Raw genomic sequence first — 22,278 nt, 5'->3', positions numbered from 1 at the left:
AGGAGATCGCGCTGATCTCCTTTTTTGTGAATCACTCTATGTCAGCTTTGATTACCACTTATGACTATAAGTCACTTTAAGTGTTGCGCCATTTGCCACCAAATGGCTAGTGTTATCACTTGTTCTTAATAATTGGCTATAAAGAGGATAGTATTTACGGTTAAACATATTCTCTAAACCAATCGTCACAGTGTCTTTTTTGTTAAGCGCAAAGCTACTGATTAAATCTGCTGTTGTATATGTTTTTACATCGTAGCGACCAAAACCATTTACACCATTTAAGCGGTAATCTTCTGAACCGAAGTAAGTTGCTTGTAGGCGGTTCGTCCAAGTTTCTGTTGGACTATAAGAAACGTAAGCTGTGAGTTTTAATGGTGGAATACGGAAACCTGTCATATCTTGTTCAGAACCGTTTTGAGGTTTTTCACGGCCTTTCATCCAAGTAATGCTACCACCAGTTCCCCAAACATTTGCATCGTCAAGATAGTCAAAAGTTGCCTCTACACCAGTTACTTTTTCTTTGGTTCTAGCCAGCACTAAACCATTGTTAAAAGACTGCACAGCACCAAGGTCAGAAGTTGAGTGGAATACAGCTAAACTTGATGAGAAGTTATTGAAGTTTCCTTTCCAGCCGAGTTCATAGTTATCTACTTTTACAGGCTCTAAGAATGATGACCCAAGATTAAAACCTTCACCAGCATTACGGATAATCAAACCAACATCAGGTAACTGGAAACCTTGGTTAAACGATGCATAGATTGAGTTTTGATCATTTGGAGAGAAAGTCACATTAGCATTGTATAACCATGCATCAGCTTTCACTTTTCCGCCCGGAACAGTGTAAGGGTTAGTCTTGCCTAATTGTGATAATGGAACAAAGCTATCAATTTGGGCGTAGCTGTCTTCATAGCGTGTACCAGCTTCTGCTGACCATTGGTCACTAAAGCGGTGTTTTAACTGTACAAAACCACCAACACTTTGCGTGGTGAGTTCGGGTAAATAAATGAGCTTGCCAGTTTTTATAAATTCTAGACCACCAGATTGGTCATAAATGTTTTGGTCGAAAATATCTAAAGGCATTTCGCTTTTTTCACGGCTGAAGTCACCACCCCAAACCAATGATGTATCGCCTAAAAACTCAAGCGGTGTGGTCACAGTTAAGCGGCTACCGAGTACATTATTTTCTTGATAAATCTGGTCGACTTGTTTGCCGCGGTTTGCATTTCCACGAGCATCAAACGGTGAAAAACGGGTAAAGAAGTCGCGGTAATAAATTTGAGCATCAACCTTATTGCCTAATAAGTCTTTATTGGTATAGGTCAAATTGTAGATCTGGTTTTCATTTTTATTTTGGTCTTTAAGCTTTAATCCTTTAATTGCTTTGGCTGGCACTGTACCAGCTGGAGCTTTTTTAACACTTGGGTCAGATGCATAATCTGAGTCTTGCTCTGCATTATAGTAGTTTGCAGCAAATTGTAGATATTGATTGTCATCAATATGGTAACCCAGCTTACCGCCTACGCTGTAGCCATCGGAATCATAAAGGTCGCCCTGACTTGGTTCAGGTGCAACACGGTCACCACTTGCATCGTATGGGCTACCAATACGTTGATAACCAAAATCAAATGCATAATCAAAGGCATTAAAGCTGCCTGTGAAATATTGGTGAATATCTCCACCCAAAGCATCAGAACGGAAATTAGTTAAAGGCGTTTGTAGCCCAATAACGGTTTTTGCAGTAGGTTCACCACCCGCAGCTTTCGTGGTAATTGAAATAATACCACCTGCAGCACCACCGCCATAAATTGCGTTACTGCCGCGAATTACTTCAATGTTCGCAATACTTTCAGGGTCAATTGCTGAAAGTCCTCTCGCTGTATCACGAGTGAGGTTCATCGGCACACCATCGACCAAGATCAGGGCATTACGACCGCGTAAAGTTTGACCATAATCGGTAATAGTTCGACTTGAGTCTGACAGGCCCGGTACGGCTTTCGCTAAAACAGTTGCAATACTTCCAGATGAACCATTTCTTAAAAGTTCAATTTGTTTTTCATCTAACTTGGTGACTTGTTTGGCAGAGGTAAAGAGTTCATCTGCACGTGAAGCAGTAATTGTAATTGTAGGGAGTGCTTCAGGTTTCTTTTCTGTTTCTGTGGTTTCAGCAGGTGAAGCTGCAAATGCTGAGTTTGAAAGGAAAATGGCTCCACCAAGTGAAAGAAGTGGAATGATATTTTTAACTTCAGACTTTCTTGTAAAAAGTTTATTACTTTTTATCTTATTTCCCATTATCTCGCCCTGAGAGTGATTTTAAATTGAGCGAATTATAAATGAGAATCATTGTAATTAACAATATTATTAATTGCTTAAAAATAATATATTTGAAATTTATTCAATGAATTAGGGGAGTAGATGTCTATTCCCCCAAAAATTGAATAGTAATTAGATTTCTTTAAAAGTATTTAGGTGATTTTGATGGGCACGGCGAATAATACTTCGATCATCACCGAGTACAAAAAGCTGAACAGATTGTTGTTTCCACGCTTCAATATCTTCAGGTTGGCGGGGAATAGCACAGAAATGCTTTTGACTATTTTTAGTCTTCATATATATTTCTTGAACTTTCTCTTTGACCTTTGGATGGCTGGTTTGCCACGGCATTCCCATCGATTGGGAAAGGTCAGCAGCACCTTCAAGAATAATATCGATGCCTTCGACTTTTAAAATTTCATCTAGCTGCTCTAGTCCTTCTAAGCTTTCAATCATGGCAACGACAACTGTCTCATTTACGGCCTGTTGTACAAAACTCGCTAAATCGTCCATGCCGTATCGATTTAATCTAGTTGAATTCAGTCCTCTTTGCCCAAGCGGCATATAGTGGCAATAGTTCACCGCCTCTTGTGCTTGCTGAGCATTTTCAATACGTGGAAATACAATGCCCGTTACCCCTGCATCGAGCAGAGGTAAAAGAAGGTGGTTCGCGTTTAAAGGCACTCTGATAAATACATCGAGGCTCATGGCTCTAGCGGCTAAAATCATGGTCTCGACTTGAGACGTACTAAATAAAGTATGTTCCAAGTCGATAATAATAAAATCGTAGCCCGCAAGTGCCAGTTGCTCGACATTAATTGGAGAAGCTACGGAACAAAATATTCCGTAGAGCGTCTCGCCATTTGCTATTCGTTTCTTAAAAGAAATCGAATGCTTATTCATATTCAATTTCCTTAATAAGGCTGAGCGGGTTGGGTGTGGTTTGTACTCTTAAGCGAATTTCCGGAAGGAAACGGCGGCTTGCGAGCTGTTCAATATCGATAGTGTCATCTGTAAAGTTAAACAATTCATATCGTTCGCTAAACTCTGGATGAGCTTCTTTATGCTGATTGATGAGGGTTCTTAACATGGTCCAGAATTTGATTTCATCGAAGTCATAATGTTCATTTAAGAAAATTGCTAACTCAGCCAGATTTACAAACCAAAGTGCATCTTGAGTAAAGTCTCTTAACTCATTTGGAGAGTGGGTCTCTAAGAAAGAGTTCGGGTTAATTTTGGCATGTTCCTTTGGTGCATCTTGCAAGTTAGGTAAAAGCCCCGGCTCACGTAAAAGATGACGACTAAAACGAATTCCATCGTGGAAATCTTTCAAGGCAGCTTTAACAGGTAAGCCATTTTTATGAATCAGTACCATGTTTTGCGCATGTGATTCTAAAGCGAGGCCGTGGCACCATAAAATATGCATGATTGGTAAATAAGCATTGGTGAGTAATTTTTCTAACCAGAACTCGATACCGTACTCTTGAATCCACTCATCAATGAGAGGTTTGTGGTCTGTATCAACTTGCATTAAACCTGTTACTGGCGTGGCCGATTCACCTTCTTTTAAGTAGCTGTAAATACTTTCGCGCCAAATGCAGGCGAGTGCGCCGTATTGAACAGGTAAAGCAATCGGCTGGTTAACTGAAAGACCGCCAATCTCTCTTAAAATAACAGGCTTGCGCTGTTTTTCTAAAATATGATCTTGTTCAACAATGTTATAAAGCCAGTCACTCATTTTTGCCGCATTTTGAACGGTATGTGGTGCCAATACACGAGAGGTAGAAGTATTGACTAAGTTCATTGCCAATTTAAGAGAAAGCGCCGAGATATCACTAATATTCGATAAGGTTCGAATCGATTGCTGTGGTAAGTAAGTCGGACCCTCAATATCTAACGGGATGATCAGTTGGTTGCTAATCGCATTTTGATAATATAATTCAATAATTTTATCCCACTGCCATGGGTGAATTGGGGTAAGGATATAATTTTTAAACTCTAAATTTTGCTCTTTCAATTGATCATTGATAGTTTGCAGATCTTTCTCTGAAAAATGCTGTTTATAAAGCTGTTCTAAGTTAATGGTTTCACTTAAAACCAGTTTGCATAAACTGTTATGAGTCGCCACCCATTGAACCGTAAAACCTTCAGAAAGCTCTGGTGCATATTTTTGGTTTTCTTTTAAATCGAAGCCGATACGAGACTTAAAACTCGGGTGATATAAATGCGCATTGGTAATTCGTGCTTCTTGTTCTAGGTAAGGCAAAGTTCTTAAAGGTTGAGCAGGTGCTTGGCTTAAAGTTTGCGCATGTTTAACATAAGTTAAATAGAGTTCATCATTAAAGTTTTGCCATTTAACTGGGTCTGCTTCAATAATATTTTTTAGGTCGGCAAGTAGTATTTTTAAGTTAGGGCGAGTTTCAGTGCCTAAAGTAATATCAGAACGAACTAAGCTTGAAGGATCTAACTTAATTCGTTTAAAACTGAAATGTCGTTTGGCCGTGCAAGTATAAAAAACGGTATCGGAAATATAGAACTTGATCTGACTTTTAGAAAAATCGTATTTAAAAGTATTTTCAAAAATAAGTGCTTCTAATAATTGGCCCATCACGCGATTTTCCGCAAGGGTTTTATAATTGGTTTGTTGTGTTGGTTGAAGAGGGCAAAGTGCTTCTGCGCCGCGATATTTATAAATAGGGTTTTCAACTTCAATCCAGATTGGATTACCACCACTGTGGTAGAGCGTATTTAACATATTTGCCTTAATTGGTAATGTGAGTGAATGAATTAATAAATCGCGGTACTGCTGACCTTTGGCGCTAAAGTTTTCTTGTGTGAGCGTAAGGCGGGTGGCTTGCCAAAGTTCAGATTCTTCAATGGCCGTAACGCGTGCAATTGCACTGATGAGATGAGAAATGTGATTGATCACGAGGTAATATTTTAAAAAGGTCCAAGCATCTTTTTGAGAGAACCAAACGGTACTATCTTCAGAAATAGATGAGTCGTCTTCTATCATTTCTGGAACAATGCTAATGCCTTCCATGTCTCGAAGAATAAGACGGTGTGGATAGCCATTTTTAAATTCCATTAAGCTGTTTTGCATGTGCGCTTCTACGCTAATGCCTTTATTTGCAAACAACTCAATTAATGGAAGGAGTGAAACTTTAACGTACTGTTTCCACCAAAAAGTAATGAAATCTTTGGCATCGTTCGATTGTAAGTTTTGATTCGGTGCTGCTTGCTGAATAAAGCTTAAAAGCGGGATTTCATGGTTTTCGTTTTCTTCAACCAAGCCGCCGAGCATTCGGGTATTTTCTAATACCTCTGGCGGAAGTCCCGCTCTATAAATAATGCCAAATGAACTTTCAAGCTCTGGAATTTTGACTGTTTTCGCTTCTAACTCCGGCAGAATCACAAGGTCTGGATATTGTCCATTAATCTTGTGATTAATAATAATTTTGCTCGCATCAATGGCACGCTCCATTTCATCCATTGGGTTATTACGAATGAAACTGGTAATTCGTACATCAATAGAGAGTTTTAAGAATAGGTTCGATTGAGGTAACCACACCGTGCGAACGGATGAGGTCGGCCACACCGTTTGACCTAAAGCTCCCAGATAGATCACGTCTTGGCTGTCTAAATGTTTCTTTAAAGATGGATGTTGAAGTAAGAAATTGGCTTGCCAAGGGTGAGTTGGCATTAACTCATAATTTGCTAGGTTGTCTTGCAAACGCTCTTTTGCAACTTCTAAAACTTCATCTTCAATACGGTGAGAGGGCTGTTCTTCACTTACGAGTTTTTGGATTAAAGAAGAATGAATTGCAAAGTAGTGGATTTGGAAACTTGCACCTAACTCAGGGCTATACTTTTTCATGTCTTCTTTAGAAAAACCTAAATTGGCTTTAGAGGTCACATGAAAAGGGTGCCCATATAACATGCCTTGTTCGGTTGCTTGAAAACCGCTTAACGCTTTAAGTGCTGTTTGGGGCGGTCTATTTTCTAAAAAGAATTTTGTGTTCTCGATACTATTGGCAATATCGGAGTACAGGTTTTTATTTTGGTTCTTGTCTTTAAATAGACTATTCAACTCATCTGTAATCAGCTTCACTAATTTTTTAGGGTCGGTGAGCGAGTCAAACGAATTGTCGTTTAAGTTTTGCAGTACAAAACCACGTTGATATCTGTGATAGCTAGTGGTCGATAAGTGCTGAACTGCGCCATAAACAACCGTGTTAGATGCATTAAATGTATAAGCAAAATACAGGGTGTCTGGTTGCTCTGCATATAGAGTGAATAAAGGAGAGTTTTGAGAGGGAATAATGCATTCTTCAAGATTCACTTTAAGTTCACGAAAGAAAGTATTCAGGTACTGTTCGAAAAGTTTATAAGACCATGCATCTGTTGTAATAATTGAGTTCATTCTTGTGCCTCTTCTAAAATTGTATCCATTAAGAATCTGTTCAAAATCACCACTAACCCCGCACCGATGAAAAATAGTGAGGTGCAGATTAATGCCGCGGTGATATTGAAAAATGAGTAGGTGAGCGTGATGGTGATTGGGCCAATAAGCTGTCCTAAGACAAAGGCACTGTTAGAAATGCCAATCACTTTTCCTTGGCTTTGAGCGCCAGCTTTTAGAGAAATTGTGTGTAAGATCGAAGGAATCAGGGCTGCAAAGCAAAAGCCTTGTATGAGTCGTAATACAAGAACTAGCCAAATATTCGAAACCCAGATCAATGCGAAAATCGTGATACCGCAAATTAAAGATGCGTAAATGAAGTTATTAAAAGAATCTCCTTTATCATCATTTCTTTTTCCCCAATAGGTTGCAGCAATAAAGGCTGCTCCCCATGAAAGCGCATGAATTGTTCCAGTTAAACTTGCAGCAGATAACGATGAATGAGTGCTTTGGCTTATTTCGCTAATGTATAAAACGAAGCAAGACACCAAACCAAAGCCACCGGCTTGAACCAAAATGCCCGCGCTTAACCATGAAAAAATTGTTCTATCAAAGAAAGCTGGAAGCTTAGATTTCTCTTTGGTTTTTGGCGCCTCGGTTTTCACGGGCTTGGTTAGTACAAATGACGCGATCAAAATGAGTGTCATCACAACAAAAGCTGTCGCGTTGAGTAATACTTCAACCCGCCATTGATCCATAAATATCCCGCCGAGTACGGGACCACATAGGCAAGCTAGCGCGACACTACTTTGCAGTTGTCCAAAAGCGGCGCCTCGTTGTTGCTCATTGGAAAGATATGAAACATAAGCATTTAAAATCACGGAAAGACCGCAAAAACCGAGTAGAATTCGCGCGAAAATAAATAGGTATAAATGCTGGGCGCTTGCCATGAGCAGTATTGAAATACAGAAGCCAGTCAGAGAAAGTAACAAGGCTTTTTTATGGCCGAATGTGTCGGATAGATGGCCCACAATCGGTGCTGTAAATAAACTGCCAATGGCTGGAGCTGCGAGTGCCAAACCTGCCCAGATAGTGGGAGCACTCATATGCGCCGTCAGTTTTTCCATATAGAGCGGCATGATTGGAATAAGCACCATGAGCCCAAAAGTGGAAAAAAACTGACAGAGCAAAATAATGAAATGATCTAGGCGAGATGAGCGCATGATTTAGATATCCATGGTCTCATAGCTAGAAATAGATAAGCTCTGATAAGGGTTTGGCGTGGTTCCGATTCTACTTGGCATGCCTGTTGAGTCGCTTTCTTGTGCAAGTAAAGGCGTAAGTAGCTGTTTGAATGGCCAAGTCTTATTGTCAAAAAGATAGGTTTGAATTTGTGATTTTGTTTGTTCTGAAATGGGTTGGGTTTCTACAAAATCTTGAATAATGTCTTGAACCATTTCCCAAAAATCGCTTTCTGTACGATCGGTATATTTCAATGTAGCTAAAGCAATCGGGTAGAGGTTAATTTGAATTCCTAGAGTGATGAAGTAATTAAATAAGTCTTCATTTTGAGTAAAGATAAGATTGTTTGGCGTGCTGGTATCAATGGTATAAACCGGAGGTGTAAAACCATTTTGTTCAATGGCTGTCGTACATATTCTTAAGGTATCGTGGTCACGCAAAATAAAGCATTTCAACTTATTATTTTCATAACACACCATGGTATTTTGCCCGTGGCATTCAGGCATGATGCCTTTCGACCAAAGCGTTAAGAATGTTTGAATAAAATGAACACTTAAGTCTTTTAATAATGACCATTTGTCACCTTCAACGCCTAAAGTTTCCCATGGGTCGACATATGTACAGCTTAAAGCTGACATGGTGATTGGCGTGACGTTTTTGTCTTGGCAAAAGTCGGGTAAATGTCGGACTTGGCAGCCAATCACCCCTAAATTTTTTACAATTGGCTCTTGTTTACCCAGCACCCACCAATGCGTTTCATTACTCAAAAAGAGACGATTTTTTATTAGAGCAGTTTCATTAATGACTTCATTTAAAAAATCATACGCCGTATGACCATTCATTAAATAACGGCCTGGCATGGAGCGGATTGCACCTAATGTTTTGGCATTGGTCGAGAGTTTTAAATGCAGAGTAGGGTTGGCATTGTGAATAAGCGTTCTTAAAGAAGATGTCGGTAAACCAATGGTGGTGACATGGTTTAGGTCAATACCTTCATACTTATTTTCATGAAATTTTAAATAGCGATGTTGCGTCTCTAATAAAGGCAGGGCTATGTAGTCATCTGAAAGCTGAGCCATTTTGTTAGTAATCAGACTTTCCTCAACTTCTGATAACAGAAGCTCTTTGTGAGGAATTGACTCCATATTATTGATCACGTCATCTTTCTTAAATGCCCACCAATACACCTCAATTTCTTTTTGAGTTGTGAGTGATGCAAGTTCACCTTTTGAGTGAGCGAACGGATGAAATGGACGGTCAGCGACCAGCGATAGCAATTCACTGGTCATTAAAGGCGAAGAAAATGAAAGGGCTGACTGTAAAATTTGAGGAATTTTTTCAGCTGTTACTAAGTTATCTAGCCAGTAATCAATCGCTTTTTTATGGTGTGGTGAAGGCCACCAAGATGCTTTGGTTAAATAGGTAAAAACTTCAGAAATAGAAATTTTAGAAGTTGTATTGCTCAACAGGTTATGAAGCAAAACTTCGGGTTGGGTAACATAGAAAGGATTTACACCATCTACTTTTAAACAGTTGAAATAGAGTTCCAACTCATCATTGAGAGTAATTGCCAGATAAGGCTTTTTATAGGAAATATGATCTCTAAAATCTCCGTAATTCTCCATGTAGAGAGCATCTATCGTTTTTTGTAGTTGGGTGGTGTAAATCCGATCTAACATTTTAGTTATTCCTATTCTTATAAAAGCGGTAGAACCGTGCCAACGTTTTGTTCTTGTGCGGCATTGAAGAACCACTTAGCGCAGACAATGTCATCAATCGCCATGCCCATTGGATTGAGCAAAATGATTTCATCTTCATGTTCGCGGCCGTTTTTATGACCAATAATGATGTCGCCAAGTTCAGCATGTAGTTTTTCACGACTGAATAAGCCATCTTCAACCAGTACGTTGATGACTTTCTTTTCTCGATTTGATTGGTCCCAGTCGTCCACAATAACTTTGTCCACTTTTAAGAACACTTCAGGCTCAATATCCATAATTGAAATATTTGAAACAAAGCAGCCCTTTTTAAGCCACTCAAATGGGATGTAAGGCTTATCTGAAACTGTGCAGGTAATGAGGACATCTGCTTGCTGAATCGCAGATTTGGCACTGTCATGAATTTCAATTTCTAGATGTGGATATTCCGATAAGAACAACGCTTTGAGTTTTTCAGCCGCTTCAGGATTCACATCAAATAAATGTATTTTTTTCACTTGAGCGTACTGTTCAAGCACAGTCTTAATCTGCATTTGAGCGATTGGTCCGCAGCCAATCACGGTAATGTCAGAAAAGTCTTTTTTTGCTAAGTACTTAATCGAAACACCCGTAATTGCAGCAGTTCGCATAGCACTGATTAAGCTGCCTTCCATTACTGCAACTGGATAGTTGGTTTCTGAGTCATTTAAAACAATCAGCGCGCTAGCACGTGGAATATTGAATTTTTTAGGGTTATGTTGTCTTGAACCAATCCATTTGATTCCAGCAATCGGGTCATTGCCACCTAAATAGCAAGGCATTGCAATAATACGGTCAGCAATATGGTCTGCACCTTGCCAGCGGAGGTAAGGTTTTAAGGGTTGTACAAACTGTTTATTTGCATGCAGGGTTAAACCTTCAGTAATCGCTTCAATAAATGAATTGCTATGATTTGCGCCAAGATTTAATAAATCTGATTGACTAAGATAACGAAGGGTGGCCAAATTGCTCATGAATATTTCCTAAGGAGAAAGTTAAACAACATTTTGTAAAGTAAGGTTTTCTTGACGTCGTAAGTTTCGATTGAAGTGACGTTTCTTGATCATTTCGAACCATTCATCTGCATAAACGAGATCTAGATAACGGTCGCCTCGATCAGGCAGCAGCGTTAAGACACATGAACCTTCGGGAATGGTTGGAATGAGTTTTTTTATGGCTGAAATAGATGAGCCGCTCGAGCCGCCTGCAAAGATTCCTTCATGTTCAAGAAGTTCTCTGCAACCGACTGCCGATTCATAGTCATCCACATAAATGACATCATCAATTTCATCGGGAGAGAGTAGCGGTGGGACAGTGCTTGCACCGATGCCAGGAATTTCACGTGGACCAGATGTTCCACCGAACAGCACAGAGCCGACAATATCGACTGCAATCACTTTTAATTCTGGGAACTTTTCTTTAAGGCGACGGGACACGCCCATAATCGTGCCGGAGGTGCTTGCTCCGATCACGAGGTAATCAATCTTGCGATCAATTTGATTTAGGATTTCTTCTGCTTCACCAAAGTAGTGACTTTTCCAGTTGTTTGGATTTGCATACTGGTTAATCCAGACAGCGTTGGGCAGTTGTTGGCAGAGACGTTTTACGGTATCAATTCGGGTTTTTAAATAACCACCGTTTTGGTCTTTTTCAGAGACCATTTCGATGTTGGCTTTGTAGAGCTTCAGCATTTGTAGGTTTGCTGAGGCAATTTTCGGGTCAATAACAGCAGTAAATTTTAATCCATATATTTTGCAAGCCATTGCAAGCGCAATCGCTAAGTTCCCTGAAGAACTTTCAACAATATGACTATCTTTATTAATCACTCCCGATTTCAGGCCTTCCTGTAGCATGAATAATGCTGGACGGTCTTTAATGCTTCCTCCTGGGTTTAACAATTCCATTTTCGCAATCACTGAGATCGATTGATGCGTGAATAGCCTTGATAGTTGTAATAGTGGCGTTTTACCTATGCAGTCGAGAATATTTTCATGGATCATGGTAGATCTTCTCAGATTTTTATGTGATGTTAATGATAATGATTATTAATTTAATTATTATTACCATTTGCGCCATGATTGTTGCGGTTTGTAACTTAAAATAGGGGGGACTTATAGGATTTTTCACTAATTTTTTTTGTGTAATTATTTGAATCGTAATATTTATATTTTATAAAGTGAGAAATTAATAAATGTTTTAAATATAACTAGATAGGCAATAAATTACTTTTTAGCTAAAAAAATAATCTAATTAAGACGGATGATTGAAATTACTTTGAAGCAATAAAATTTATGATCTGAACCACATACTTTGTGTATCACTATTTTGTAGAGATCATAGAGAGGTTTTATGCATAAAAAGAGAGGAATATTTGAGTACTTTCTTAACAGGCTGAGAATGATTAACTAAATTGATCAAGTGGCAGTTATTGATATGAAAATGTCTGAAAATGATATGGTTAGATAGATATGATCATTTCCATAAGCGCTATATTTTCAATGGATCAGTTGAGCCTAGAAAATATAGTAATGCGTGTTTCGCATTTTGTCTTATGGGTCTTTCAAGCTGTCTTTTTTATAAAAGACAGCTTTTTTTTATGCTGATTTGACTCTTAGATAGCTTATGAAGAATATCGCTGTTTGGCTTGTTCATAAGCCTCAAGATTAATGCATTGAGCTCCCAAGCTTGTGATTTGTGCTTGGTCGATTTGAAGTTCATCCCACTTTTGCATTTGCTCAAGCAGCCAATAAAAGTCTTCTACTTTTGGCAGCGCACTTTCTTTTACTAAATGTCGAACAATTTCCTGAATCTTAAAATATTTATCGACATGCACTTCTTCTGAGCAATGAAAACGAACAATTTCAAACTCAACCAATAACTTTAAAATTGGAGCAAAGTCTTGGAACTCACTCAATTCTTGTTGGGCTTTCATAATTGCTGCGGTGAGCGCGACTAGTGTTTTTGGATGTTGCTCTGCCCATTCCTGTGTTACGGCTAAAACCTTGTCAGCCACAGGAGGAATAATGTTTTGGCTTGAGCAGATCATTTTACTTAAACCAAGAAGCTCACCTTGGGTATTCCAAGGTTCACCCACACAAAAACCATCAATCACATGTTTATCGAGTGCTTCGACCATATATGGTGGCGGTAATGTTTTGAGCTGAATAGACTGCGCGATTTTTGGATTTGCTAAAGCCAACCATTCTCTTAAACAATAATGATGAATGGAATGCTTAAACACATGCGCTAACGAAATAGAGTGACCTTGTTCAATATAGCTCGCTACTTTCTGTGCCGTTATTTGAGCTGTATCATTTTCTTTAATTGCAAGTTGATGAGTAAGTTTTTGACTTAAGCTAATGAAAGCACGGTTTTCACTTAAAACCAGTGATGTTTGCAGTGGCGTGCCAATTTGATCTGTGCCTACAGCCGCCGCAGGTAACATTGCAGATAAGCAGTGTGCTGCATCTAATAATCCAAAAGCCAAACGGTCTCGAAGACTTGCCCATGATGCTTCTTTAACTAAAGTAACGTCTAAACCAACTTCTTCAAAGAAGCCCCTTTGTTTTGCCCAAAGTAATGCAAGACAATCAAGCAAAGGAATATAGCCGAGTTGTAATTGAGTCTTTTCTAATATGCTCATTTATTCATCCTTTAGTTGGTTGCCAAGTAATTTTTGAGCGTCAAGTAAACGCCGTGCCATTTCTCCAATCGTAATTCGATGACTCATCGCATTTTTTCTAAGAAGCTGAAATGCAGTTTCTTCAGGTAGTCCATGCAATTGCATGAGTAGAACTTTAGCTTTTTCAACATCCTTACGGTCAGCAAGTTTGGTTTGAGCTTCTTTTAAATCACCTTCGAGTTTTTTATGCTTTTTATACTGCTCAATTGAGATTTCTAAAATGGTATGTAAGCGGGCAGGGTCTATGCCATCTACAATATAAGCAGTTACTCCTGCATCGATGGCTTGTTTGATGGTGTCTTTATCTGAATTTTTAGTGAACAGGACAGTCGGTAGATCATAGCTACTGACACAGCTTTCAATAATGTCGCGGTGAGGATGATCCATATCGAGCAAGATTACATCGGCTTGTAAATCTTCAAGACGAAAGATATTCAAGTGATCCAAAGTAAGGCAAGCGACCACTTCAAAGTCATTTTCAAGCAGACTGTTTTTTATATAGTCCGCTCGCGCATGATCATCATCAATAAGGGCTATTTTGAGTTTTGGCATAAGTTCAGAAAATCAGGCTAAGAAAATGCGCCAATTCGACGCGTTTTTTGTTACTGGGTTTTAAGCAAAATTAGTGCCATACAAAACTACTCAAAAATCGAGATTTAGTGGCAATTTTGGATGCTAAAGAGTTGGTGTGTTTGATCTTGGTGCAAAAATACGGTTCATTTTGTGGCAAAGCTTATTTTTATTTAAACCACATAAATGTGCAGTGATAGAGCAAGAAAAATAAGATTTGATTCTTTAATTACCTATTAAAAACTTATATCTATATGAAATTAAATATAAAAGTATTATTGGATTAAATTTTTTTAAATATTGGCATGTAAAGTGCTTACTTAATTACAGGTCGAAGACGACCATAAGTTTTAAAGACGGCCAACGATGTCCGTTCTGATCGAGTTTGTGAGTGCAACCGCACATACAAAGAAGTTACGTTCAGTCGGAGTGAAGGTCATGTCTTTATTTTTATTGCATAAAAAAGTTACATCTGAATTATTTAATTTTTCAGTTCCAGCGATGCGAGCCTTCTTTAAGAGGGGGCTCGCTTTTTTTATTTCTTTTTTTGATTTTGCTGTGCATTGGGTGTCGTCAACGAGTGAAAAAAATTGGTTTCAAGCAGCTATACGCCTTGTGGGCTTGATTCATTTCTCGATAGAGCACAAAGCAAAAGAACAATGTCTATTTGAGAACGGAATAACGCAGCTTAAAAGCAACGTGATTTGAGGAGAAAAACTATGAAATTGGTAATGATTGGTCATGGTATGGTGGGCCACAAATTCATCGAAGCCATTTTAGAAAAAGCAGATGATGAACTAGAAATCACGATTCTCGCGGAAGAACCTCGTATCGCCTATGACCGCGTGCATTTGACAGAATATTTCTCTGGGAAATCGGCAAAAGATTTATCTTTAGCACGTTTTGACTTTGCCGATGCTCATGGTATTGACTTACGTCTTAATACAAAAGCAACTGCAATTGATACAGCTGAGCAAACAGTCACAACCAACCATGGTGATGTGATTAGCTATGACAAATTAGTGTTGGCAACAGGTTCTTATGCCTTTGTTCCACCAATTCCGGGTAATGACCGTGAAAACTGTTTTGTTTACCGTACGATTGAAGACTTAGACGCGATTCGTGCTGCGAGTCTTAATGCAAAAACAGGCGTAGTGATTGGTGGTGGTTTACTTGGACTTGAAGCTGCAAAAGCCTTACGTGATTTAGATTTAGAAACACATGTTGTTGAGTTTGCACCACGTTTAATGGCAGTTCAAATTGATGATTTAGGTGGTAAAGTTTTACGCCGTAAAATTGAAGATCTTGGTGTAAAAGTTCATATACAAAAAGCGACGCAATCTATTGAATGCGGTGACAGCACAACTCATGTAATGAAATTTGCAGATGGTAGCGAGCTTGAAGCAGATGTGATTTTATTCTCTGCGGGAATTCGTCCACGTGATGAGCTTGCACGTAATAGTGGACTCGCGATTGGTGAGCGTGGCGGTATTGTGATTAATGATTACTGCCAAACTTCAGATCAAAACATTTATGCCATTGGTGAATGTGCGCTTTGGCAAAATAAAATTTATGGCTTGGTTGCACCGGGCTATGACATGGCACGTATTGCAGCAAAACATATTTCCGATGAGGAATGTAACTGCTTTGCTGGCGCAGACATGAGCACCAAGTTGAAACTCATGGGTGTGGATGTAGCCTCTGTTGGTGATGCACATGCCATGACTCCGGGTGCATTAAGCTATTTCTATGCAGATGAGCATGCGCTGGTTTATAAAAAGATTGTTGTAAATGCGGATAAAACCAAATTGCTGGGCGCAGTTTTGGTGGGCGATGCAAAAGAGTACAACGACCTTTTACAAATGATGTTAAATGGTCTGGCTTTACCGGAAGTGCCTGAAAGTTTAATCATGCCAGGCTTTGAGCAGTCGGCAGGAAAATCTGGTGGTAGCGGAGTCGATTTACTACCTGACAGTGCAACAATCTGTTCGTGTAATAACGTATCAAAAGCGGACATCTGCCAAGCGATTAGTGATGGTTCGACCTCTTTAGGTGCATTAAAGAAATGCACCAAAGCAGCAACTGCATGCGGTGGTTGTGCACCATTAGTGACTCAAGTTTTAAAGTCAGAGTTACAACGTCAAGGTGTGACTGTAAATAACCATATCTGTGAACACTTCCCGTACTCGCGTCAAGAGTTACATCACTTGGTTCGTGTCAATGAAATCAAAACTTTTGATGATTTAATTTACCAACACGGCCATGGTTTGGGTTGTGACATCTGTAAACCGACTGCTGCAAATATCTTAGCTTCTTGTTGGAACGATTTCGTACTTGAGCCAAGTCATGCAGGTCTACAAGATAGTAATGACTACTACTTGGGTAACATTCAAAAAGATGGCTCTTACTCAGTTGTACCACGTATGGCTGGTGGTGAAGTGACTCCAGATGGTTTGATTGCCATTGGTCAAATTGCGAAGAAATATAACCTGTACACCAAAATTACTGGCGGTCAACGCGTTGACATGTTCGGTGCGCAGGTTCACGAGCTTCCATTCATTTGGGAAGAGTTAAATGCTGCTGGTTTCGAGTCTGGTCATGCCTATGGTAAGTCGTTACGTACAGTGAAATCTTGTGTGGGTAGCACATGGTGCCGTTACGGTGTAGACAATTCGGTTGGTTTGGCGATCGAGCTTGAAAACCGCTACAAAGGTTTGCGTTCACCACATAAATTAAAAATGGCTGTGTCTGGTTGTACACGTGAGTGTGCGGAAGCGCAAGGTAAAGATGTAGGCGTGATTGCCACTGAAAAGGGTTGGAACCTTTATGTATGTGGTAACGGTGGTATGAAACCGCGTCATGCCGAGTTACTTGCATCTGACCTTGATAAAGCAACGCTCATCCGTTACATCGACCGTTTCTATATGTTCTACATCCAAACAGCAGACCGTTTACAACGTACCAGTGTATGGCGTGACAACATGGAAGGCGGTCTAGACTACCTTAAATCTGTGATCGTTGAGGACTCTCTTGGTTTGGCTGCCGAGCTTGAGCGCCGTATGGAACACATTATTGGCACATATCAAGACGAATGGCGTACTGCGGTAGAAAATCCTGAAGTTCGTAAACGCTTCCAAACGTATATCAACGCAGGTGCAAATGAGCAGGCTGATCCGCACATTCAATTTACAACTGAACGCGGTCAAATCCGTCCATTAACCGAAGCTGAACGTTCAGAAGACCGTATTCCAATGGTTGAAGCATAAAGGAGAACTTATATGAATATTGTACAAGACAAAAATATGCTTCCTGATGATCAATGGATTGATGTGTGTGCACTCGATGATTTAACCCCAAACACTGGCGCAGGTGCACTAGTGGGTGACCAAGCTGTAGCAATCTTTCGTGTAGGACATGAAAAACGTGTTTACGTGCTGAGTAATAAAGATCCATTTAGCCAAGCGAATGTGATGAGCCGCGGCATTATTGGTGATTTGCAAGGTGAGCGTGTTATTGCATCACCAATCTATAAACAACATTTTAGTTTGGCAACGGGCCGTTGTTTAGAAGATAAAGACCAAAAATTGGCGGTTTACCCGAGCAAAATTGTTGATGGTCGTGTTTGGGTCAATGCGGTGCCGCAAAAAACTTATATTACCAATACAGGTGTGTCTCAAGACAAACTTAAACTGGTATTGATTGGTAATGGTTTAGCAGGAATGCGTTGCCTAGAAGATTTACTTGATATGGCACCAGACCGTTATGAAGTTACGGTGATTGGTGAAGAACCATGGGGTAACTATAACCGTATTATGTTGTCTCCGGTTTTATCGGGTGAAAAAACTATTGAAGATATTATGTTGCATCCACCAAAGTGGTACGACGATAAAGGCATTAAATTTATTGCAGGTGATAAAGCGGTAAAAATTGATCGCCCTCGTAAAGTGGTTTACACCGAAAAAGGCCAGACAGTAGATTATGACCGTTTAATCTTGGCGACAGGTTCGGCTCCGTTTATTCCACCAGTTCAAGGTGTCGACTTAAAAGGTGTCTTAACTTTCCGCGATATTTATGACGTTAACACCATGATTGAATACTGCGGTTCAAAAACCAATGCAGTGGTGATTGGTGGTGGTTTACTTGGTTTAGAAGCGGCCTACGGTTTAAAACAACGCGGTATGAATGTGACAGTATTGCATCTGATGGACCGTATTATGGAGCGTCAACTTGATGGTCGTGCGAGCCAGTTACTACGCCATAGTATTGAACAAAAAGGCATTCAAATCATTACCGAAGCCAATACTGAAGCATTAATTGGTGATGAAAATGGTCATGTTAAACAAATCCGTTTGAAAGATGGCACAGTGTTAGATGCTGACCTTGTGGTATTTGCTGTAGGTATCCGTCCGAATATTACTTTGGCACAAAGTGCTGGTCTACGCTGCAATCGAGGTGTGTTGGTGAATGACACCATGCAAACGTTTGACCCAAGTATTTACGCGGTGGGTGAGTGTATTGAACACCGTGGACAGACCTTTGGTTTAGTTGAGCCACTATGGGGCCAAGCTTTTATTTGCGCGACACATTTGGCAGAACATGGCAGCTTAACTTTTAAAGCACCGACTGTACCGACTCAGTTAAAAGTCAGCGGTGTTGATGTATTCTCGGCAGGCAATTTTGAACCGAAAAATGATTATGAAGACATTATTTTAAACGATGAAAAACGCCAGATTTATAAACGTATTATTATCCAAAGTGATCGGGTAATCGGTGCAGTACTGTTCGGTGATACTGAAGATGGCATGTGGTATGCAGAGTTAATTGCAGACCAAACCCCAGTCTCATCATTTAGAAATAAGCTGCTATTTGGTCGAGATTTTGCATTAAAAAATGCAGGCTAAATAGGGAAAGGAGCAGTTATGAACAGTATTCCAAGCGTTGAAATCGATAGCTCCGACCATGTTGCAAAAACAATCAAAACAACATGTCCATATTGTGGGGTGGGTTGCGGTGTTAGCGTAAATGTCCAACAAAAACCGCAAGGACCTCTGGTACAAGTTGAAGGGGATGCTGAGCATCCTTCCAACTTTGGACGCTTATGTATTAAAGGTAGCCGTTTGGCGGATACTTTAGGATTGGAAACACGTGTTTTACAACCAATGATGGGGCGCAAAGCTGATCGGGTGGTAACGACATGGGATGCGGCAATCAATAAAATTGCTGATAAATTCCAATCTTGTATCGACAAATATGGTCGTGACAGCATTGCATTTTATGTTTCAGGTCAGCTTTTGACTGAAGACTATTATGTGGTGAACAAGTTTGTAAAAGGCTATTTGGGCACTGCAAATATCGATACTAACTCACGGCTTTGTATGTCATCTGCGGTTGCGGGCCATAAACGTAGTTTCGGTGAGGATATTGTCCCTGCAAGTTATGAAGATTTTGAACATGCAGACATGGTGGTATTGGTTGGTTCTAATACTGCATGGTGCCATCCTGTGCTGTATCAACGGATTATGCAGGCTAAAAGCCAAAATCCAGATATGTTTGTGGTGGTGATTGATCCACGTTTTACCAGTACCTGTGAACAAGCGGACTTGCATTTGCCGATTTTACCGGGCCAAGATGTCGCTTTATTTAATGGCTTATTTCAATATTTATATGGAAATGGTCATGCCGATCAGACCTTTGTGAATGCCTATACTGAAGGTATGCAAGAAGTTTTGGCAAGCAGTCAGCCAGAAACTGATATCGAATATGTGGTAAAGCGTACGGGAATTGCACTCGATAAATTACAGCAGTTTTTTGAAAAATTTGCACAGACTGAAAAAGTAATCACCCTATTTTCAATGGGGGTGAATCAATCAAGTCAGGGCGTAAATAAAGCCAACAGTATTATTAACTGCCACTTACTGACCGGCAAAATTGGAAAGCTTGGTGCTGCACCATTTTCGATGACAGGTCAACCCAATGCGATGGGTGGTCGAGAAGTTGGTGGCTTAGCCAATATGCTGGCAGCGCATATGGACTTAGATAATCCACTACATCAAAAAGTAGTGCAAACCTTTTGGGATAGTCCATTTATTGCGACTCAAGCTGGCTTAAAAGCAGTTGATCTTTTCCGTGCCGTTGAAACTGGAAAAATTAAAGCCATCTGGATTATGGCGACCAATCCAGTCGTGAGTTTGCCAGATGCCGATCAAGTTAAACGTGCATTAGAAAAGTGCGAATTGGTCGTTGTATCAGATATCTGCGCAGATACGGATACTACTGCTTATGCTGATGTTTTGCTTCCCGCTTTAGGTTGGGGCGAAAAAGATGGAACTGTTACTAACTCTGAGCGCCGTATTTCACGTCAACGCGCATTTTTACCTGCACCGGGTGAAGCAAAAGCAGACTGGTGGTCGGTGAGTCAAGTCGCGAAAAAATTAGGCTTTAAAGGTTTTGACTTTAATAGTGCTGTTGATATTTTTAATGAGCATGCAGCGTTATCTGCACAAGACAATACAGACATAAATGCTCGTTCAGAAAGTAATAATTTTCGTTATTTCAATCTAAAAGGTTTAATGGATCTGAGTAATGCTGAGTACGATGCTCTACAACCAGTGCAATGGCCAGTGTGGAATAAAAACCAAGACGCTAAAGCCGTTCAACAACTGTTTGGGAAAGGACAGTTTAGTCATAAAAATGCCAAGGCAAAACTGATCCCAACTGTTGCAATTGATCCAGTACATGCAGTTTCAGAAGACTATCCACTCATTTTAAACACAGGGCGTATTCGTGACCAATGGCACACCATGACGCGTACTGGTTTGTCACCAAATTTGACTAGTCATCGCGCTGAACCATTCTGTGAGATTCATCCGAGTGATGCCTTAAAGTTTGGTGTTCGTGATCAAGGCTTGGTAGAAGTTCGTTCGAAATGGGGTAGTTGTGTACTACGTGTGACCTTCTCATCGGGTGTGCGTCGTGGGCAAATTTTTGCACCAATTCACTGGACTGAACAAGTTGCGTCCGATGCGCGTATTGGTAAAGTTGTTAATCCAGAAGTTGATGCAATTTCAGGTGAACCCGAGTTCAAACATACACCTGTCACCATTCAACAGTTCTATACCACTTGGCAGGGTGTGCTTTATGTACGTGAAGGATACGATTCGTATATCCAAGAATCGCTACAACACTGTGCATGGTGGAACAAGGTCAAAATGTTGAAAACTAACCGTTACGAACTTGCAGACCGTCAAACTTTTCATGACACTCAAAAGAACTTAAAAAGCTTCTTGCCGTTTGCAGATGAAACTTTTGAATGGCTGAGTATTGAAGATATTTCATCACAATTAAGTCATAGCGTTGTTTTGAAAGATGGCATTGTAATTGCAAGTCTATATATTGCACCGCCAGAATTATTGCCAGATCGTGATTGGGTGGCAAGTCTGTTTAAACGCGAGCGTTTAAGTGCGTTACACCGAAAAGCATTACTGGCTGGCATGCCAATGTCTGCTACAAATAATGACGGACCTTTAGTCTGTAGTTGTTTTAAAGTAGGTAAGAACAAAATTATAGATGTAATCAAAACTCAAAATATTACTCATGAAAAACAAGTGACGGCTTGTTTAAAAGCAGGTGGTAATTGTGGTTCATGTTTACCTGAAATCCGTGGCTTGATTAAAGCTTGCCAACAGGAGGTGGAAGTGTGAATAAGGGGTATCCCGTAACTGATCTGGTCATTCTGGCAGGCGGACAAGCCCGCCGTATGAATGGTTTAAATAAGTTGTTACAGCAATTTGATGGTGAAACTCAACTCATTAAAATTCATCAGAAATTAAGATCATCCGTGTCTGAAATTTGGGTGAATAGTCATCGTGATTATTCAATTTATCAAAGTATTGTGCCTGACATTCAATGTTATCAAGACGATGCTTCCGGTTTTTTCGGTCCACTGATGGGAATGAAAAGTGCATGGTCAAATGTAAGCGCAGACTATGTTTTGTTTATTCCTTGTGATGTGACCTATATCCCTACGCAAGTCGTTGCCAAATTACATGGCGCACTTCGGAAAAATAAACAGGCTCAGGCAGCCTATGTTTCAATTAATGGAGATGCCTTATATCCATTTTGCTTATTAAAACGTGAAAGCCTCATTAACATAACGGAGCAAATTGAAAAGCAACGATTAAGTTTGAAAGAGTGCTTTAAGCTTTTGCATGCACAAGTCGCTATATTTCAAAAACAGAATCTTTTTTTTCATAGTATTAATTCATTGGATGAGCTTCAGCAATACAAACAAATCAAAGCATTTAAAGAAATTTTTACAGCAAATTAACTTCGGATAT

15 protein-coding genes are annotated in these 22,278 nt (G+C 39.9%); 6 read left to right on the top strand and 9 right to left on the bottom strand.

Annotated elements, in window-relative coordinates; all coding sequences use genetic code 11:
• Positions 1-51: 51 nt before the first annotated feature.
• The 7 genes from F886_RS13675 to sbnA form a co-directional block, all read right to left on the bottom strand.
• Positions 52-2,289 (bottom strand): TonB-dependent receptor, encoded by a 2,238-nt coding sequence (locus tag F886_RS13675; RefSeq protein ID WP_005306372.1) that lies wholly within the window; start codon positions 2,287-2,289, stop codon positions 52-54.
• A 153-nt stretch (positions 2,290-2,442) separates the two neighbouring features.
• Positions 2,443-3,213, bottom strand: a complete 771-nt coding sequence (locus tag F886_RS13670) for an HpcH/HpaI aldolase family protein (RefSeq protein ID WP_005306370.1) — start codon at positions 3,211-3,213, stop codon at positions 2,443-2,445.
• Positions 3,206-6,733: an IucA/IucC family protein gene (locus F886_RS13665; RefSeq protein WP_005306367.1), complete on the bottom strand. Its 3,528-nt coding sequence runs from the start codon at positions 6,731-6,733 to the stop codon at positions 3,206-3,208. Before F886_RS13665 ends, F886_RS13670 begins: the two co-directional genes overlap by 8 nt.
• Entirely contained in the window at positions 6,730-7,935 is a 1,206-nt protein-coding gene (locus tag F886_RS13660; RefSeq protein WP_005306364.1) for an MFS transporter, read from the bottom strand. Before F886_RS13660 ends, F886_RS13665 begins: the two co-directional genes overlap by 4 nt.
• 3 nt (positions 7,936-7,938) lie before the next feature.
• Complete coding sequence (locus tag F886_RS13655) at positions 7,939-9,579, bottom strand: IucA/IucC family protein (RefSeq protein ID WP_081402272.1); 1,641 nt, start codon at positions 9,577-9,579, stop codon at positions 7,939-7,941.
• 71 nt (positions 9,580-9,650) lie between these two features.
• The gene (gene sbnB / locus F886_RS13650) at positions 9,651-10,664 is read right to left on the bottom strand and encodes a 2,3-diaminopropionate biosynthesis protein SbnB (RefSeq protein ID WP_003652251.1); all 1,014 of its coding nucleotides are present in this window, start codon (positions 10,662-10,664) and stop codon (positions 9,651-9,653) included.
• Between the two features lie 21 nt (positions 10,665-10,685).
• The gene (gene sbnA, locus F886_RS13645; protein ID WP_003652249.1) at positions 10,686-11,690 is read right to left on the bottom strand and encodes a 2,3-diaminopropionate biosynthesis protein SbnA; all 1,005 of its coding nucleotides are present in this window, start codon (positions 11,688-11,690) and stop codon (positions 10,686-10,688) included.
• A gap of 498 nt (positions 11,691-12,188) precedes the next feature.
• Here sbnA and F886_RS19955 point away from each other — a divergent pair, with 498 nt between their 5' ends.
• Complete coding sequence (locus F886_RS19955; protein WP_077163457.1) at positions 12,189-12,293, top strand: hypothetical protein; 105 nt, start codon at positions 12,189-12,191, stop codon at positions 12,291-12,293.
• Positions 12,294-12,310: 17 nt separating this feature from the next.
• Here F886_RS19955 and F886_RS13640 read toward each other — a convergent pair whose 3' ends face one another.
• Both F886_RS13640 and F886_RS13635 read right to left on the bottom strand, forming a co-directional pair.
• Complete coding sequence (locus tag F886_RS13640; RefSeq protein ID WP_005306355.1) at positions 12,311-13,333, bottom strand: ABC transporter substrate-binding protein; 1,023 nt, start codon at positions 13,331-13,333, stop codon at positions 12,311-12,313.
• Positions 13,334-13,924, bottom strand: coding sequence for an ANTAR domain-containing response regulator (locus F886_RS13635; RefSeq protein ID WP_005306352.1), 591 nt, complete (start codon positions 13,922-13,924; stop codon positions 13,334-13,336). It abuts the gene before it with no gap.
• Between the two features lie 456 nt (positions 13,925-14,380).
• On the opposite strand from F886_RS13635, the gene F886_RS13630 reads away from it, so the two are divergent.
• Genes F886_RS13630 through mobA form a run of 5 tightly spaced genes read left to right on the top strand, consistent with a single transcriptional unit; the run spans position 14,381 to position 22,268 of the window.
• Positions 14,381-14,650, top strand: coding sequence for a hypothetical protein (locus F886_RS13630; protein ID WP_005306349.1), 270 nt, complete (start codon positions 14,381-14,383; stop codon positions 14,648-14,650).
• A gap of 11 nt (positions 14,651-14,661) precedes the next feature.
• Complete coding sequence (gene nirB, locus F886_RS13625) at positions 14,662-17,208, top strand: nitrite reductase large subunit NirB (RefSeq protein ID WP_005306346.1); 2,547 nt, start codon at positions 14,662-14,664, stop codon at positions 17,206-17,208.
• A 12-nt stretch (positions 17,209-17,220) separates the two neighbouring features.
• Positions 17,221-18,843 carry a nitrite reductase small subunit NirD gene (gene nirD, locus F886_RS13620; RefSeq protein ID WP_005306344.1) on the top strand — a complete coding sequence of 541 codons (1,623 nt, stop codon included), beginning with the start codon at positions 17,221-17,223 and terminating at the stop codon, positions 18,841-18,843.
• Positions 18,844-18,861: 18 nt separating this feature from the next.
• Positions 18,862-21,642, top strand: coding sequence for a nitrate reductase (locus F886_RS13615; RefSeq protein ID WP_005306340.1), 2,781 nt, complete (start codon positions 18,862-18,864; stop codon positions 21,640-21,642).
• Complete coding sequence (mobA, locus tag F886_RS13610) at positions 21,639-22,268, top strand: molybdenum cofactor guanylyltransferase (protein ID WP_005306337.1); 630 nt, start codon at positions 21,639-21,641, stop codon at positions 22,266-22,268. Before F886_RS13615 ends, mobA begins: the two co-directional genes overlap by 4 nt.
• Positions 22,269-22,278: the final 10 nt, after the last annotated feature.

This window comes from Acinetobacter sp. NIPH 542, assembly GCF_000369825.1.
Lineage (GTDB): Bacteria > Pseudomonadota > Gammaproteobacteria > Pseudomonadales > Moraxellaceae > Acinetobacter > Acinetobacter oleivorans.
Note: the sequence above shows the minus strand (reverse complement) of the source record. Positions and strands in the feature narration are given on the sequence as shown.